Genomic DNA, 15,678 nt, shown 5'->3' on the forward strand with positions numbered 1-15,678 from the left:
CCAGACCGTTGTTGCATCACCCGTGTTTTACAGCAAAACGCCGGGCATGAACCCGGCGCGAGGAGATTGTTGGAGCGGCGAGACCTTCAGAAATATCAGGTCTCCTCCAGCTCCGTGCTTGCGGATTCCGCAGCGCGCTTCCTCTCCACGAGTCGAGCCATATAGATGGAAATCTCGTAGAGAATGATCGCAGGCAGCGCAAGACCGATCTGGGACATGGGGTCCGGCGGCGTCAGCACCGCGGCGACCACGAAGGCGAGGACAATCGCGAATTTGCGCTTTTCCCGCAGCCAGTCGCTGGTCAGAAGCCCGACGCGCGCCAGAAGCGTGGTGACGACAGGCAGCTGGAACACCAGACCGAAGGACAACACCAGCGTCATGATGAGGCTGAGATATTCCGACACCTTCGGCATCAGCGAAATCGCCACCTCGCCATCCTCAGGCAATTGCTGCATGGCGAGGAAGAACCACATGACCATGGGCGTGAAGAAGAAATAGACGAGCGCCGCACCGATGAGAAAAAGGATCGGCGAAGCGATGAGGAACGGCAGGAAGGCCGCCCGTTCGTTCTTGTAGAGCCCCGGCGCCACGAATTTATAAAGCTGCGAGGCGACCACGGGAAACGAGATCACCATCGCGCCGAACATGGCGACCTTGATCTGCGTGAAGAAGAATTCCTGCGGCGCGGTATAGATCAGCGACGATTTCGTGACATCGAGGCCCGCCCAGAGAACCGCCCATTTATACGGAATGACGAGCAGGTTGAACAGGTGCTTGGCAACGGCGAAACAGGCGATGAAGGCGACGAAGAACGCGCCAAGCGCCCAGATCAGCCGCGTGCGCAACTCCATGAGATGCTCGATAAGCGGCTGCGGCTTATCCTCGATATCCCCGCTCATGCTTCATCCTTTTTGGGCTTTACAGCCTTGGTTTTTGCCGTTTTCGCCGGCTTGGCCTCGGCCGCGACCGCCTTGTCTGCGGCAGACTTCCTGACGGCCGCCTTCTTGGCGACGGCCTTCACGGTGGGTTTGGAAACAGCGGGCTTCGAAATGGCGGGCTCACTGGTTTTCACGGCCGGGGCGGTTTCCGGCGTCGCGGCGGCCTTGCTGCGGGCGGCGCGTTTCGGCTTGGCAGCAACCGCTTCGGCCTCGACGGTCGCAATCGATTTCGCCCGCGCGCGTTTCGGCTTCTCTTCCGCCGCCACGGCTGCGGCAACCGGCACAGAGGACGCGGCGACAGCAGGCGGCGCATCCGGCAGCTTCATCTCCGGCTCTGGCACGCTGACCAGCGGCGCAACCGGCTCGCCTGTGGCAGGCGCAGGCGTGGAAGACAGGCCGTCCGGCGGCGTGGTCGCCTTCTGCAGATCGGACTTGATCTCGTTGCCGAGCTGGCGCAGCGGGTTCATCGCATCGCGCAGCGAGTTGGTCGGGTTGAGATTGCGGACATCGGAGATGGTCTGGCGCACATCGTCCATGTCGGCCTCTTTGAGGGCCTCATCGAACTGGGTGCGGAAATCCCCCGCCATCTTGCGAAGGCCGGCCATCGTCTTGCCGAAGGCGCGGATCATGGGCGGCAAGTCCTTGGGCCCGACGACCACGATCAACACGACCGCAATCACCAGAAGCTCGCTCCAGCCGATATCTAACATCAATATGCTCCCGAGACCCTAGCGCATCGGCCCGACAGTCGAAGTGGATTTTCGACGGGAACGATGCGCAACTTCCAAGTGATAGAGCGTCCCTTGCGCGTCCGGAAGGACGCGCGGCGCTCTAGCGCCAGTCTCACACCAGGCGACAAAAGGCCGCTTACTTGATCTCGTCAGCCTTGTGGTCGACGGTCTTCGTGTTGGCATCGGCCGGCGGCGGCGTCTGGTCTTCGTCAGCCATGCCCTTCTTGAAGCTCTTGATGCCCTTTGCGACATCGCCCATCAATTCCGGGATCTTGCCGCGTCCGAACAGGACGAGGACGATCACCAGCACGATAAGCCAATGCCACACACTAAAAGAACCCATAACTGAAACTCCTGAATTTCGCTGTCAGACGATGTAAGACGTTTGAAAGGCTTTTTCAAACGACAAATCGTCGCTTCAACAGCGAGTGCGTATAAAGTTTTCGTGGTCCCGCCAACAGGATGGCGATATCAATCCTCGCCGTCGCCGCCGCCGGGCGCTAGCAGGCCCAGTTCTTCCAGATCGAGCTGCGTGATCGGGTCTTCGTCCTCCCGCAATTCGTCGCTCATCATCGGCAGAGGCACGCCGAAATTGGAGGGAATGCGGCCCGAAAGCAGCCCCGCGCCCTTCAGCTCCTCAAGGCCCGGCAGATCGCGCAGTTCCTCGAGGCCGAAATGGTCGAGAAACTCCACCGTGGTGCCGATCGTCACCGGCCGGCCGGGGGTACGCCTGCGGCCACGGAACCTGACCCAGCCCGCCTCCATCAGCACGTCAAGCGTGCCGCGCGAGGTCTGCACGCCGCGGATTTCCTCGATTTCGGCGCGTGTCACCGGTTGATGATATGCGATAATCGCCAGAACTTCCAGCGCCGCACGCGACAGCTTCTTCGGCTCCTTTTCCTCGGCGCGGATGACGAAGGAAAGATCGCCGGCGGTGCGGAAGGCCCATTGCCCGCCCACCTGCACGAGATTGACGCCCCGCTCCACATAGGCGGCCTTCACACGCTGCAGGATGGCGACGACATCCATGCCGCGCGGCAGGCGTTCTGCGATGAAACCCACGGAAACCGGCTCGGACGAGGCAAAGACCAGGGCTTCAGCGATGCGCTCGGCCTCCTTCAGCTGGCGCTCGGAAAACACCGTGGGTTCGGGCTCCACCCCAGCTGTCACGATCGTCGCTTCGGCGGTCTCATCGTCATTCATCATTGTCAGTCCTTTCGGCATTCACCGCACGGTCGTCCCTTGCGCCACGGCGCATATAGATGGGCTGGAAAGCACCCTCCTGCCGGATTTGCAGCGATCCCTCGCGCACCAGTTCCAGCGACGCGGCAAAGGCGCTGGCAATCGCCGTCACGCGCATGGCGGGATCGGGCACATATTGCAGCAGATACTGATCGAGCACGGTCCATTCGCCGACATCGCCGAGCAGATTGTTCAGAAGCTCACGCGCCTCGACAAGCGACCAGACCTGCCGCTTTTCAATGGTCACCTGGGTAATCGACTGCCGCTGCCGCAGATTGGCATAGGCGCTCAGGAGATCGTAGAGATTGGCCTCGTAGGCCGAGCGGTTGATATGCGGAATATGCTCCGGCGCGCCACGGGCAAAAACATCGCGGCCGAGCTGGGCGCGGTTGACAAGCCGTTCAGCCGCCTCGCGCATCGCCTCCAGACGCTTCAGCCGGAAAGCGAGCGTCGCGGCCATTTCTTCGCCCGAGGGGCCGTCATCCTTCGATTGCTGCGGAATGAGGAGCTTGGATTTCAGGAAGGCGAGCCAAGCCGCCATCACGAGATAATCGGCGGCAAGCTCGATACGCACGCGCCGCGCGCTTTCCACGAATTGCAGATATTGTTCGGCAAGCGCCAGCACCGAAATGCGCGACAGATCGACTTTCTGCGTGCGGGCAAGATGCAGCAGCAGATCGAGCGGGCCTTCGAAGCCCGCGACATCGATGACCAGCCCGGCCTCGCCCGTCAGCCGCTCCGGCGTCACATCCTGCCAGAGCTTGTCCATCGGTGTCGAATTGCGAGACTTGTCTGCGGCCATTGTTCCATCCGCCGGGCGTCCGGCCTGTCGTCCCGAGTAACGGGCCGCCGCCCGACTGTCAGGAAACGGCCCACATGGCGTTGAATTCGGCTCTCAGTTCCGCTTCGTCGGAAGGCTCGGCGGCAGGGAAACCCGCTTCCACGGCCCGCACCCGCTCCAGCGAACGGCCGGAAAGAACGGGAACCTCCTTAACGACCTCCAGCATTTCACCCATCACGCCGTTGCAATGCAAGACTATATCGCAGCCACCCGCAACAATATTCGCAGCTCTTTCACCGAGCGTGCCCCTCAGCGCATTCATGGAACTGTCGTCGGACATCAGCAGGCCGTCAAATCCGATGCGGCCACGAATGATTTCCTCGATCACCTTCGGCGAGGTCGTCGCCGGCCGCTCGCGGTCGACGGCGTTGAACACCAGATGCGCGCTCATCGCCATCAATTCGCGGTTCAGCGCCCGGAACGGCACGAAATCATGGCCGTCCAGCTCATCGAGCGGCACATCGACCACAGGCAACTCATGGTGCGAATCCACCATGCCACGGCCATGGCCCGGCATATGTTTCATGACAGGCAGCATGCCGCCCGCCTTCAGCCCGTCGGCCGCCGCCTGCCCCATCTCGGCCACCATGGCCGGCGTGTAGCCATAGGCGCGGTTGCCGATGACATTGCTGGCGCCTTCCACCGGCACGTCGAGTACCGGCAGGCAATCGATAGTGATGCCGAACCTCATGAGATCAAAGGCGTGCAGGCGTGACATCAGCCAGGCGGCGCGCAGACCGGCATCCCGGTCGCGCTCATAGATTTCACCGAGAATGCGGGCATTCGGATAGGCCTGCAGGATCGGCGGCTTGATGCGCTGCACGCGCCCGCCCTCCTGATCGATCAGCACCGGCGCATCAGGCCGCCCGACGGCAGCGCGCATGGCGGCGACGAGATCGGCGATCTGCTGCGGCTCGCCGATATTGCGGCCGAACAGGATGAAGCCCCAGGGCTGCTGGTCGCGATAAAGGGCAATCTCGTCGGCAGTCAGCGAAAGCCCGCTGCATCCGAGGATCATAGCTTTGCAATCGGTCATGGTGTCACGCTCAAAGGGGAAATAAGGAGTAAGGAAATACGCCATCGGGACTGCGAAAATCGCCCGACAACCTCTCCGCCGTCATCCTCGGGCTTGACCCGAGGATCCATCGCTCCGGGTGTGGATCCTCGGGACAAGCCCGAGGATGACGCGTGGTGCGATGTAAGGGCCAGGATACTTCAAGGGCTGCCTCACGCGGCAGCCCCAATCTGTCTAAGCCAATCCGGCCGTTATCACCGCGCGACCAGGCAGCTGCCGCCTGCCGAGCGGAACTTTTCGCACAGCGCCACGGCTTCGTTCTTGTCACCCGCCGGGATGCGGACGCGGTAGAACGTGCCCTTGCCGGCGATTTCGGCGGCCTTGATGTCGACGCCGCGTCCACCGATGACCGAGCCGAACTTGGCCGACATGTTCTGGTAGGACTTCTGGGCTTCCGCCTGGCTCGGCAGCGAGGCGATCTGGATGTAGTAGCCACCGGCGGAAGGCGTGCTGGTCGCTGCGGGCGCCGCGGCTGCCGTCTGCTGCTGCGCGGCCTGCGGCTGCGCCGGAGCGGTCGCCGGGCGGACATTGCCCTGATTGGTGACCGTCGCCACCACATTGGCGGGCTGCGAGGACGGACGCGCCGCAGGAACGGGCGCCGCCGACTGTGCGGCCGGTGCCGTATGTGCAGCCGGTGTCGTCGCGGCAGGCGTATTTGCCTGCGGCTGGGCCTGTTCCGGCGCGACCGGAACACGCGATGCGGCGATGACGGCGGGAGCGCCCTCACCCGGCTTCGCGGTCTGCGGTGCCGCAAGCTCCTCGACCTTGTCGGCCTTCGGCGGCTGGGCTGCCGGCGCATCGACTTCCTGGGCGACAAGCGTGCCGTCAGGCTTGACGATCATGGTGCGGACCTTGCGCGGCGAAACGGCGGTTGCAGCCGAACCTTCGTTCTGTGCGGCCTTTTCTTCCGGCGAAAGCAGGCGCGGATCCTCGGTCTCGCCAACCGGCGTGCCGGCGGCTTGCATATCCGCGTCGTTTTCGCCTTCCAGCGGCAATTGTTCGGGGATCAGCGTGCGCTGAACCACATCCACCGGCTGCTCGTTGCTGGAAATCAGCGCCGGCTGCTTCGGATCGGCAGCGCTGCCGCCGGCCACGCGGTCATAAACCGCCTTGTCCTGGTTCGGCACGACGCGACCGCCCGGATTTTCCGGCACGACCTTCATCGGATCGTTATCGGCGGAGATGATGACCGGTGCGCCATTGGAACCGGTGCTCGACGAACCGCCTGACACCAGCGCGTAAACGCCGCCGCCGATCAGCACCAGACCGATTGCCGCGGCAACCGGCATGATCCAGCGGCGACCGCCGCGCTCATCCTCGTCACGATAGGCCGCCTGATGGTCGACATAGGTATTTTCGGCATCGCGCGGGGCGTTGCCACGGGAAGCCGCAGCCTCCTGCATGGAGCGGCGGAAATCCTCTTCCAGCGCCCGTTCGAATTCGTCGGCCTCTTCCGGAGCCTGCGCAGGGCGCGCCTGCGCCGCACCGCGATTTTCCGCATGTTTATGACGGTCGAGACCACCGGCAACCGCAGGCGCAAACAGCGTCGCGAGCTCGGTATCGATATCGAGTTCTTCCTCGTGGCGGCGAGCGGCCGGCTTGGGTTCGAAAACCCCGACCGGCAGTTCCGGCACATCCATCTCGACGATGTTTTCCGGATGTTCTTCCGTCTCGCCGATCTGCGAAGGATCGAAAGGCAGGCTTTCCAGCGTCTGCGGCGCAGCGGGCTGGGGAGCAGCCGGACGCGGCTGAACCGGAGCGGCGGCCACGGGCGCGGCAACAGCAGCGGCAACCGGCGCAGGCCGCGGCTGCGGTGCGGGCTGTTCCCTCACCGGCTGCGGCGCAACGGCAGCAGCGGCGACCGGAGCGGCCGGCTGCTGGCGGACGGGTTGCGGCGCAGGCGCAGGAACAACCTCCGCCTCGGCGATTTCAGACAGGTCCAGATCAAGATCGAGATCGTCAAGCGCAAGCTCGAAATCATCGTCGTTGAAGCCGGCGAAGTCCGTGAAATCAAGCTCTTCAGCGGGTGCTGCGGGCGCAGCAGCGGCAACCGGCGCCGCCGTTGCAGGCGTGGCGGCAACCACGGGGGGCTCCACCTTCGCAGCCGGGACGGCCTGCACGACCGGCGTTTCGCCGCGACCGGGAATGGAATATTTCGCGACGTCGTAAATCAGCTCGTCCATTGGCGAGAGATGTTTCGCTGCCGGCTTCTCGGCAACCTCGAACGCCAGAGGCTCTGCGACAGGCGTGAAGGTCTCGGCGACCGCTGGCGCAAAGGACGCAGCGGCCTCTTCCGCCTGCACGACGGCAGGCGCGGGAGTGGCTTCAATCTGCGGCTCGATACGGGCTGCGGCAGGCTGCTGCTCGGAGCGCGGGTCGACCCGCTTCGGATCGGCGGCAGAAACATCCCGACGCGCGCCGAAATTGGCGAGCGGCAGGCGCAGGCTGGAGAATTCCAGCGAGGAACGGCCGCCATGCGACGGCGAACGCACGGAAACCGGCGCAGGCGCTTCCTCGGCGACAGCTATTTCCACCTCGTCGGCGAGATCGAAAGCCTGCGGCTCCGGCGCATAGGAATGACCATCGGCGTGAATGTTGCTCGAAACATCGGCCGGAAGCTCCGGCATCGTGTGCCATTCTGGTTCAACGGGTTCCGCGGCCTGCGGTTCTTCTTCCCATGCCACCTGCTGGGCGGCCGGCTGGTAAACCATCGGCTCGGCGGGACGCGACTGGCGCGAATGCACATCGAAAACTTCCGCCACCGCGAAGGCATCGTCGCGGAAATCCGCGCGGATATCCTGCGTGGTCGTTTCGACGTAGTTGTGAATATAGGCCTGATCGACTTCCGGAAGCGGCTCTTCCCTCACCTCCGGCGCGGCTGCGGCCACGGGCGCGGGTTCGGCCGCCGGCGCAAGCTCGGGCTCGCGGCGGGCGAAAACCGATTCGACACGCTGCATGAAATCGTTGGGATGGATGCCCGCGCGAACATCGTTTGCCGGATCAAGAACGACCGGATCGGCATGCGGCGCATCGTAGACTTCGAACTCCCGAAGCAACTCGTCCTCGAGGTTGAATTCGGGTTCGCGACGGGTTGCCGGTGAGGCAGCGCGCGGCGCAGCCTCGGAACCCGCAGGCGAAGGACGATCTTCAAAGCCGACGATACGCGCCAGTTCTGCCAGAGGATCGTTGTCAGCGAACCCTTCGGACCGGGCGTCCCGGTTATACGCGACATTTTTTTCGACCATTACGTGTTCCACCATCTACGCATTGCAGCTCTTGCCAGCGTATTGTGAGCAAATAATGGTGATATGTTATCGCATTTCAGCAGGTGCGTCCGCTCCTAAAAGCGTGAGGCCGGACCTCAAAACATTTGCGACAGCATTCACCAGCCCAAGTCTGGCAATGCTCAATTCTCGGTTTTTATCGTTAATAAAACGTAATTCCGGCTGGTCTTTACCCTTGTTCCAGTGTCCATGGAAGGAACTGGCGAGATCGTAGAGGTAAAAAGCAAGCCGGTGCGGCTCATGCGAAAGGGCCGCGGATTCAATCAGCCGCGGATATTCGGCGAGCTTCGCAACCAGCTGCAACTCATTGATATCGCTGATCAAAGCAACGGATGCCGCCATCTCTTCCGCAGAGGGAGAAAGGCCCGGAAACGCCTCCTGCGCCTGCCGGAAGATCGACATCGAGCGGGCATGCGCATATTGCACGTAAAAAACCGGATTATCCTTCGATTGTTCGGTCACTTTCGCGAAATCGAAGTCCAGCGGCTCGGAATTCTTCCGATAAAGCATCATGAATCGCACCGGATCGCGACCCACTTCGTCGACAACATCGCGCAGCGTCACGAAGTCGCCGGACCGTTTCGACATCTTCACCGGCTCGCCGTCACGGAACAGCTTGACGAGCTGGCATAGAAGCACCGTCAGCTTCGACTTGCCCTCGGAGACGGCGCGCGCAACGGCTTCCAGACGCTTGACGTAACCGCCATGGTCGGCGCCGAGCACATAGATCATCTCGGAGAAACCACGGTCGAACTTGTTCTTGAAATAAGCAACGTCGGCGGCGAAATAGGTGTAGGAACCATCCGACTTCATCAGCGCACGGTCCATGTCGTCGCCCACTTCCGTGGAGCGGAACAGCGTCTGCTCGCGGTCTTCCCAATCGTCAGGCAATTCGCCCTTCGGCGGCGGCAGCGTGCCCTTGTAGACATGGCCCTTGAAGGTGAGATCGTTGATGGCCGAGAGGATCGGGCCACCATTGCCCTCATGCAGCGTGCGTTCCGAGAAAAACACGTCGTGCCGGACGTTGAGCAGCGCCAGATCCTCGCGGATCATCGCCATCATCGCATCGATCGCCTTGTCCTTCACGATCGGCAGCCACTTTTCCTCGGGCATGGCGCGCAGCTTGATGCCATATTCATCCGCCAGCGCCTGGCCGACGGGAACGAGATAGTCGCCGGGATAAAGACCGGACGGAATGGTGCCGATATCTTCGCCGAGCGCCTCGCGGTAACGCAGGAACACGGAACGGGCCAGCACATCGATCTGCGAGCCGGCATCGTTGATGTAATATTCCTTGGTGACGCCGTAACCGGCAAAAGCGAGCAGGTTCGCCAGCGTGTCACCCACCACGGCGCCACGGCAATGGCCGACATGCATCGGGCCGGTCGGGTTGGCGGAGACATATTCGACGTTGATCTTCTGGCCGGCGCCAACGGTGGAGCGGCCGAAATGGATACCCTGCCCGATCATGTCGGCCAGCAGACGCTGCCAGTAACCAACAGAGACCTTGAGATTGATGAAGCCCGGGCCGGCAACATTGACGCTGTCGACATCGCCATCCGCCTGAAGGGCGGGCACGATGAGTTCGGCAAGCGCGCGCGGATTGGTGCCGAGCGGCTTTGCCAGCACCATGGCGGCATTGGTTGCGACATCGCCATGGCTCAGATCACGCGGGGATTCGACGGTAATTCGACTGAAATCGACCTTTTCGCGGTTCTCTTTCACGAGATCGAGGGTCTCGAGCGCGTTTTTGATCCTGGTATCGAAATCGGCAAAAATGTTCATCGTTCCAACCTGCGCGAAGGGCTTCTGTTTAGTCCGGCCATCATAACCGGGTCGGCTTCGCGGTTGCCCGCTGCCCTATCGCAAATCGGGGGTGTGGTCAAACAGCCGCTGGTGGGCGCGCAGTGCATAACTGTCGGTCATGCCGGCCAGATAGTCGCCCACATGCCGGGCTTTTGCGGCCACGCTCATGCCGGAAATGCTGTCCACCCAGTAATGGCTCTGCATTTCCGCCGGCGTTTCCATATAACGGTGGAAAAGATCGGTGACGATCTGCGTCGCGCCGGCGCGGATGCGCATGATTTCCGGATGCCGGTAGATATGACCGAACAGCAGCTTCTTGATCTGGCGGTCGGTCTCGGCCATCTCGGGCGAGAAGGTCGCGACGGTGAAATCGGCGGCGCGAATATCCGCCGCACTCTTCGGCTTCAGACGGGCGAGATTCTGCTGCGCAACGCCGATCACATCTTCCACCATATGGGTGATCTGCCGGCGCATGATCTCATTGGCGAAACGCTCCTTGTCGAGCACGGGATATTTCGCCCGCACCTCGGCCATCAGGCCACCGAGGAACGGTACCTCCTCCAGCATCTCGAAGGTGAGATAACCGGCGCGCAACCCGTCATCGATGTCGTGGGTATTATAGGCGATGTCATCGGCAATCGCCGCCACCTGCGCCTCGAGACTGGCATAACTGCCGATTTCCAGATCCTGCAGCTCGCAATATTCGAGAATGGGCAGCGGAACCGGTCCCTTGATCCCCTTGCCCCTGGCATTTACGAGCGGGCCATTGTGCTTGACGAGGCCTTCCAGCGTCTCCCAGGTCAGGTTGATGCCGTCATATTCGGCATAACGGCGCTCCAGCTTGGTGACGATGCGCAGCGACTGGGCATTATGATCGAAGCCGCCATAGGGCAAAAGCACCGCATCCAGTGCGTCCTCGCCGGTATGGCCGAAGGGCGTGTGGCCGAAATCATGCACCAGCGCCACGCCTTCGGCGAGATCCTCATCGAGCTTCAGCGCGCGGGCGAGCGCGCGGGCGATCTGCGCCACCTCGATGGTGTGGGTAAGCCGCGTGCGATAATGGTCGCCGTCAGGGCTGATGAACACCTGCGTCTTGTGCTTCAGGCGGCGAAAGGCGGTCGTATGAACGATGCGGTCGCGGTCGCGCTGGAATTCCGAGCGCGTCAGGCTTCCGGCTTCGGGAAAAAGACGCCCGCGCGTGGTCCATGGATCCGAGGCGAAAACCGCCCTCTCGCCGCTTCCGAAACCCAATGCGCGCTGGTCTATGATCATGCATCCACCTGTTGTCTTCGCCGGCCGGGACTTCCTTTTGGTCTCGGCCATTGACCTTTTCATTCACCCTTCATACCTATCGCAGAGGTCGGCGCAAAGCATCATCGCCGTGTTGACCGTCTTCACACAGGCTATAGACCGTTAATTTGACCGGTTTATAATGGTGACAACGAGATTATTGCTCTCCGGTTCTTGACCCCGGCAGGAGAAACGACATGGAAAACAGCGACATTACCCTTTCTGAAGCTGCGGCGAAGCGAATCGCGCAGATCGTTGCCGCCGACGCCGGCAAACAGGCGCTGCGCGTCTCGGTGGAAGGCGGCGGCTGCTCGGGCTTCTCCTACAAGTTCGATCTGGCCGAAGACCCCGCCGATGACGATATCGTGATTGCGCGCGGCGACGCCAAGGTGCTGATCGACAGCCTGTCGGTCGTCTATATGGCCGGCTCGGAAATCGACTTCGTCGACAATCTGCTCGGCCAGTCCTTCCAGATCAAGAACCCGAATGCCGTGGCAAGCTGCGGCTGCGGCACCAGCTTTTCTATTTGAGTGGGAATACCGGCGCGCAATCCGCAAGCCAGTCACCAAGCTTTGAAGTAACTCGCATCTCTCTCCTCTCCTCATTCCTGTGCTTGTCACAGGAATCCAGTCGACGCGCGTCTGCGCGGCGGGAAGAGTCCTTTCAGCCCAAAGACTTGGGCTGGCTGGATTCCTGTGACAAGCACAGGAATGAGGGAGGAGAAACGCAGCGACCCCGCCCGCCCGGCATCTTTCCACCACATCCGCACCACCAATGTCCAAAAACGGTGGCAATCGCTTTTGCATCGGGTAAAAGTACCCTCGCAAAAGGGAAACTCCGATGAAGATTGTCACCTGGAACATCAACGGCGTTAAGGCGCGTATCGAAAACCTCTGCCAGTGGCTGAAGGATTCATCGCCCGATATCGTCTGCCTTCAGGAAATCAAATCGGTCGACGAAGGTTTTCCGCGGCTGGAGCTGGAGGCGCTCGGTTATCACGTCGAGACCCATGGCCAGAAGGGCTTCAACGGCGTCGCCCTGCTCTCGAAGGTCAAGCCCGACGAGGTCAATCGCGGCCTGCCGGGTGACGATGCCGACGAACAGGCGCGTTTCATCGAAGGCGTGTTTTCCGTCGATGGCGGCGCGATCCGCGTCTGCTCGCTTTACCTGCCGAACGGCAATCCGCCTGACGATCCGGTGAAATATCCCTACAAGCTTGCCTGGATGGAGCGGCTGCGGCGCTTTGCCGAAGATCGCCTCGCGCTTGAGGAGCCGCTCATTCTGGCGGGCGACTATAACGTCATTCCCGAACCCTTCGATTGCCACGACCCGCGTGTCTGGGAGGGCGACGCCCTGTTCCTGCCGAAAACACGCGCAGCGTTCCGCAAGCTGGAGAATCTGGGTTTCACCGATGCCGCGCGTGCAACCACGGATGAAGCAGGACTTTATTCCTTCTGGGATTATCAGGCCGGCGCATGGCCGAAAAACAACGGCATCCGCATCGATCATCTGATGCTGTCGGCCGAAGCTGCCGACAGGCTGCAATCCGTCAGCATCGAAAAACATGTGCGGGCCTGGGAAAAACCGTCCGACCATGTGCCGGTCTGCGGTTATTTCGATTTCAATCCGGTCGGCTGACCCGCTTCCATCGGGCGGATGAAACCATCCCGATCGGCGCTCTCAATCCGGCCCATTCTCAATCAGGATCGTTGAACTGCATGTTCTGCGCCATGGCGATGGCGGCGCGGCGATCGTTTTCGCCGGCCAGAGAAAAGGCCTGCTCCTGCAGGTTCTGGATCCAGGTACAGTCGGCCGCCGTGCATTTGTCCAGCGCCGCGGTCATGAAGGCGAGACCCTGCGTCGTCTGGCCTTCCTGAAAGATCAGATTGCCGAAAATCGACATGGCGCCGGCATGGCCGTGCTTGCGGGCCTGGTTGAGCCACTTCTTGGCCTGCTGCACATCGGCGCGACCGCCCTCGCCGGCAAGGATCATCTCCGCCAGACGGAACTGCGCTTCAGCGACGCCGAAGGTGGAAGCAACCTGGAAATAAAGCTGGCGGGCCTGCGAAAGGTCCATTTTCACCGGGCTGCCGGGAATGCCGTGACGGTAATAATCGGCGAGAGAAAGAAGTGCGTTGACGAAGAAGCCGGTATCTTCCGAACCGGGCTCCACGCCCTGATTGGCGATTTCGCTGTAGATCTTGAAAGCTTCGAAGTCGTTCTTGGCGACGCCATCGCCATAGGCATACATATTGGCCAGCGCCCAGCGCGAGCCGGTATGGCCCTTTTCAGCCGCGTAGCGATAGGCCTCGACGGCTTCGCCCTTGTTGCCGTTCTTGTAGGCCTTGAAGCCGAACTTGAACAGGTCGAAGGGGCCGGATTCCTTGGTCACGCCCGCATTGATGTCAAAAGCCGCAGCAGGCATTGCGAGCGACGCAAGCAACATGCCCATAAGGAGCGGCTTTAAAACGTTGGCTTCACATTTCAGCATTTCAGCGAACTTCTCTTAACTCTTCCCGGCATATAGCCAATACTTGCGGAATGCTGCAAAGCCGAACCCCGCCGGGTCGCGATTTTTCGAACACACTGCGTCTTTCCGGCAGCACTTTCCAGCGCACCACCGGTGGTCTTTTGCGGCAATTGCCCTAATTTTCCAGTGAGACAGATATAGGCATAATTTCCGGCAATATAACGGCATTCCGCCGCCCGCCAGTCAGTGCCAAACAAGAAAGCCGGATGAAATTCCCGTATTACTTGCTTAAACCCTGAATCCAAACCCGTTTTCACTTTCCGGCCTTGCGCACCACCACATCAAACGCCTGCATGTTCTTCCATTCCCGCGTCCCTAAACATAAGCCAAGCACCCTGTTTGTGGCGGGAAATGGACAGATATGCTCACATTCCAACGCGACCACACGCTTGCAGAAAAGTGTTGCCAAATCGTCACAAAACTTTCGGCCTAGAAAATTTTATCGAGAAGGAATCATAGTCGCGCATGAAAAAAGGCCCGGCTGGTAAACCGGACCTTTATTTTAGCATCTGCGGAAGGATGGTGTCAGAACTTGACCTTCACGCCCGTGGAGATTGCTGCCACAAGGTCGTTACCGAAGTCGTATCCCGCCTCGTTGCCGCAGGTGAACCCGGCACCGCACGGTCCGCCATTGATGGAAGAGCTACCGGAGGTCAGGAGGCCGAGAGCACCGGCAATCTTGAACTCGATATTCTTGTTCGGGGAGTAGACGATCTGCGTGCCCAGCGTCCAGGTATCGGTCTGGGTACCGATGACAGTCGATGTACCGCGATCCCAGGTCAGGCTAACAGCACCGCTCCACTGCTCATTGAACTTGTGACCGACGCCACCGGAAATCGTCCAGCCGTCGCGATAAAACAGGTCGAGCGTGTTCAACGTGTCAGCGCCACTCGGAACGCAGGGAGACGTACCCACCGCGCAGAAAGGAATGACCTGAATCTGGCTCCAGTCGGTCCATTTCACCGAACCGAAAGCAAGCCAGTCCGGCGCAATGCCGGATTGCACCTTGAGTTCGATGCTATCTGGCATGGAAACAGAGCCATAGATCGGCACGAGCTTGCCACCGTATTTCGCAAGCGTCTGAGAGACGGTCGGCGGCGTCTGCGGGATCGCCCTGACGTCGGCAAAACCGGTCAGGTCGTGATCGACGGCGCTATTATAAACGAGGCTCGCACGGAAGGCGATCTCGGGAATCTCATAGGCCATGCCGGCGCGCCAGCCCCAGCCGTCACCTTCCATTTCCAATTTGCCAACGCCGCTGAAGCTGCGCCACGCAGGAACCGAATTAAGAACATCCGGCCCCAAAACCTGACGGTATTTATAACCGCTGATCTCCTGATAGAAACCGCCACCGATGATCGAGAAGTCACCTTTGCCAAGATCGAACTTCACCCGGCAGGTGGTGGCGTAATTGTGCGACTTGACCTTGGTTTCGATATTGTAGCTCGATCCCTGCCAGATGCCGGGATTGAGATGCGCGCCCCAGGGCTGCGAATAATCGAACATGCAGTCGGCGAAATCGCCGATTGCGGCCTTGGCGCCGATGCGGGTCGACCAGAAGTTTTCAGAGTCGTCTGCGCTCCTTGACCAGGTCGCAGGCAGCGGGCCGCTCTTCAGCGGATTGTCGCGCGCATTCTCCACCTTGCGCTGCGGCGCGACGAAGGTTGCGGAACTGTCGAGAACATAATCGGACGGATCGAACAGCAGGTCGATATTGTAACCGCCGCGCTCAAGGCCGCCGGCCAATGAGGGCGTTACCGCCGCGATGCTGACTGCGAAACATACCGCGCCGCGAAAAATTGCAGTTTTTGCCATCTCTCTCCCCAATCAAGGCAATGTGATCGTCAAAAGAGTGAAGCGCTTCGCGGCAAATGACAATCTGCCGCACTCTGGCACAGTTCTGCGACACTTCTCCATTTTTTACGTAAGAATTTCATGTCG

14 protein-coding genes are annotated in these 15,678 nt (G+C 60.9%); 2 read left to right on the forward strand and 12 right to left on the reverse strand.

Going from position 1 to position 15,678, the window contains the following annotated elements:
* Positions 1-95: 95 nt before the first annotated feature.
* The 9 genes from tatC to ACIQUH_RS18820 form a co-directional block, all read right to left on the reverse strand.
* Positions 96-899 (reverse strand): twin-arginine translocase subunit TatC, encoded by an 804-nt coding sequence (gene tatC, locus ACIQUH_RS18780; protein WP_065655994.1) that lies wholly within the window; start codon positions 897-899, stop codon positions 96-98.
* Entirely contained in the window at positions 896-1,648 is a 753-nt protein-coding gene (gene tatB / locus ACIQUH_RS18785; RefSeq protein WP_400817723.1) for a Sec-independent protein translocase protein TatB, read from the reverse strand. Before tatB ends, tatC begins: the two co-directional genes overlap by 4 nt.
* A 157-nt stretch (positions 1,649-1,805) precedes the next feature.
* A complete protein-coding gene (locus ACIQUH_RS18790; RefSeq protein WP_003509722.1) occupies positions 1,806-2,012 on the reverse strand; it encodes a twin-arginine translocase TatA/TatE family subunit in 207 nt (68 codons plus the stop codon).
* Between the two features lie 128 nt (positions 2,013-2,140).
* Positions 2,141-2,875 (reverse strand): SMC-Scp complex subunit ScpB, encoded by a 735-nt coding sequence (scpB, locus tag ACIQUH_RS18795; protein WP_400817724.1) that lies wholly within the window; start codon positions 2,873-2,875, stop codon positions 2,141-2,143.
* Positions 2,865-3,713 (reverse strand): segregation and condensation protein A, encoded by an 849-nt coding sequence (locus tag ACIQUH_RS18800; RefSeq protein ID WP_400817725.1) that lies wholly within the window; start codon positions 3,711-3,713, stop codon positions 2,865-2,867. The genes scpB and ACIQUH_RS18800 overlap by 11 nt, the downstream gene beginning before the upstream one ends.
* A 58-nt stretch (positions 3,714-3,771) precedes the next feature.
* Positions 3,772-4,788: a beta-N-acetylhexosaminidase gene (gene nagZ / locus ACIQUH_RS18805; protein ID WP_400817727.1), complete on the reverse strand. Its 1,017-nt coding sequence runs from the start codon at positions 4,786-4,788 to the stop codon at positions 3,772-3,774.
* Positions 4,789-5,021: 233 nt separating this feature from the next.
* The gene (locus tag ACIQUH_RS18810; RefSeq protein WP_400817729.1) at positions 5,022-8,072 is read right to left on the reverse strand and encodes an SPOR domain-containing protein; all 3,051 of its coding nucleotides are present in this window, start codon (positions 8,070-8,072) and stop codon (positions 5,022-5,024) included.
* Between the two features lie 66 nt (positions 8,073-8,138).
* Positions 8,139-9,896 (reverse strand): arginine--tRNA ligase, encoded by a 1,758-nt coding sequence (gene argS / locus ACIQUH_RS18815; protein ID WP_400817731.1) that lies wholly within the window; start codon positions 9,894-9,896, stop codon positions 8,139-8,141.
* Positions 9,897-9,971: 75 nt separating this feature from the next.
* Positions 9,972-11,189 (reverse strand): deoxyguanosinetriphosphate triphosphohydrolase, encoded by a 1,218-nt coding sequence (locus tag ACIQUH_RS18820; protein ID WP_400817733.1) that lies wholly within the window; start codon positions 11,187-11,189, stop codon positions 9,972-9,974.
* A 215-nt stretch (positions 11,190-11,404) separates the two neighbouring features.
* Here ACIQUH_RS18820 and erpA point away from each other — a divergent pair, with 215 nt between their 5' ends.
* Both erpA and xth read left to right on the forward strand, forming a co-directional pair.
* A complete protein-coding gene (gene erpA, locus ACIQUH_RS18825; protein WP_003515615.1) occupies positions 11,405-11,737 on the forward strand; it encodes an iron-sulfur cluster insertion protein ErpA in 333 nt (110 codons plus the stop codon).
* A 310-nt stretch (positions 11,738-12,047) separates the two neighbouring features.
* Positions 12,048-12,845, forward strand: coding sequence for an exodeoxyribonuclease III (gene xth / locus ACIQUH_RS18830; RefSeq protein ID WP_400817736.1), 798 nt, complete (start codon positions 12,048-12,050; stop codon positions 12,843-12,845).
* 58 nt (positions 12,846-12,903) lie between these two features.
* Here the strand turns inward: xth and exoR are convergent, their stop codons facing one another.
* The 3 genes from exoR to ACIQUH_RS18845 form a co-directional block, all read right to left on the reverse strand.
* Positions 12,904-13,698 (reverse strand): exopolysaccharide production regulator ExoR, encoded by a 795-nt coding sequence (gene exoR, locus ACIQUH_RS18835; RefSeq protein ID WP_003509731.1) that lies wholly within the window; start codon positions 13,696-13,698, stop codon positions 12,904-12,906.
* Positions 13,692-13,994: a hypothetical protein gene (locus ACIQUH_RS18840; RefSeq protein ID WP_400817738.1), complete on the reverse strand. Its 303-nt coding sequence runs from the start codon at positions 13,992-13,994 to the stop codon at positions 13,692-13,694. The genes exoR and ACIQUH_RS18840 overlap by 7 nt, the downstream gene beginning before the upstream one ends.
* Before the next feature lie 268 nt (positions 13,995-14,262).
* Entirely contained in the window at positions 14,263-15,552 is a 1,290-nt protein-coding gene (locus ACIQUH_RS18845) for an outer membrane protein transport protein (RefSeq protein ID WP_400817740.1), read from the reverse strand.
* Between the last annotated feature and the right edge of the window lie 126 nt (positions 15,553-15,678).

Source organism: Agrobacterium sp. NPDC090283, assembly GCF_044769685.1.
Taxonomy (GTDB): Bacteria; Pseudomonadota; Alphaproteobacteria; order Rhizobiales; family Rhizobiaceae; genus Agrobacterium.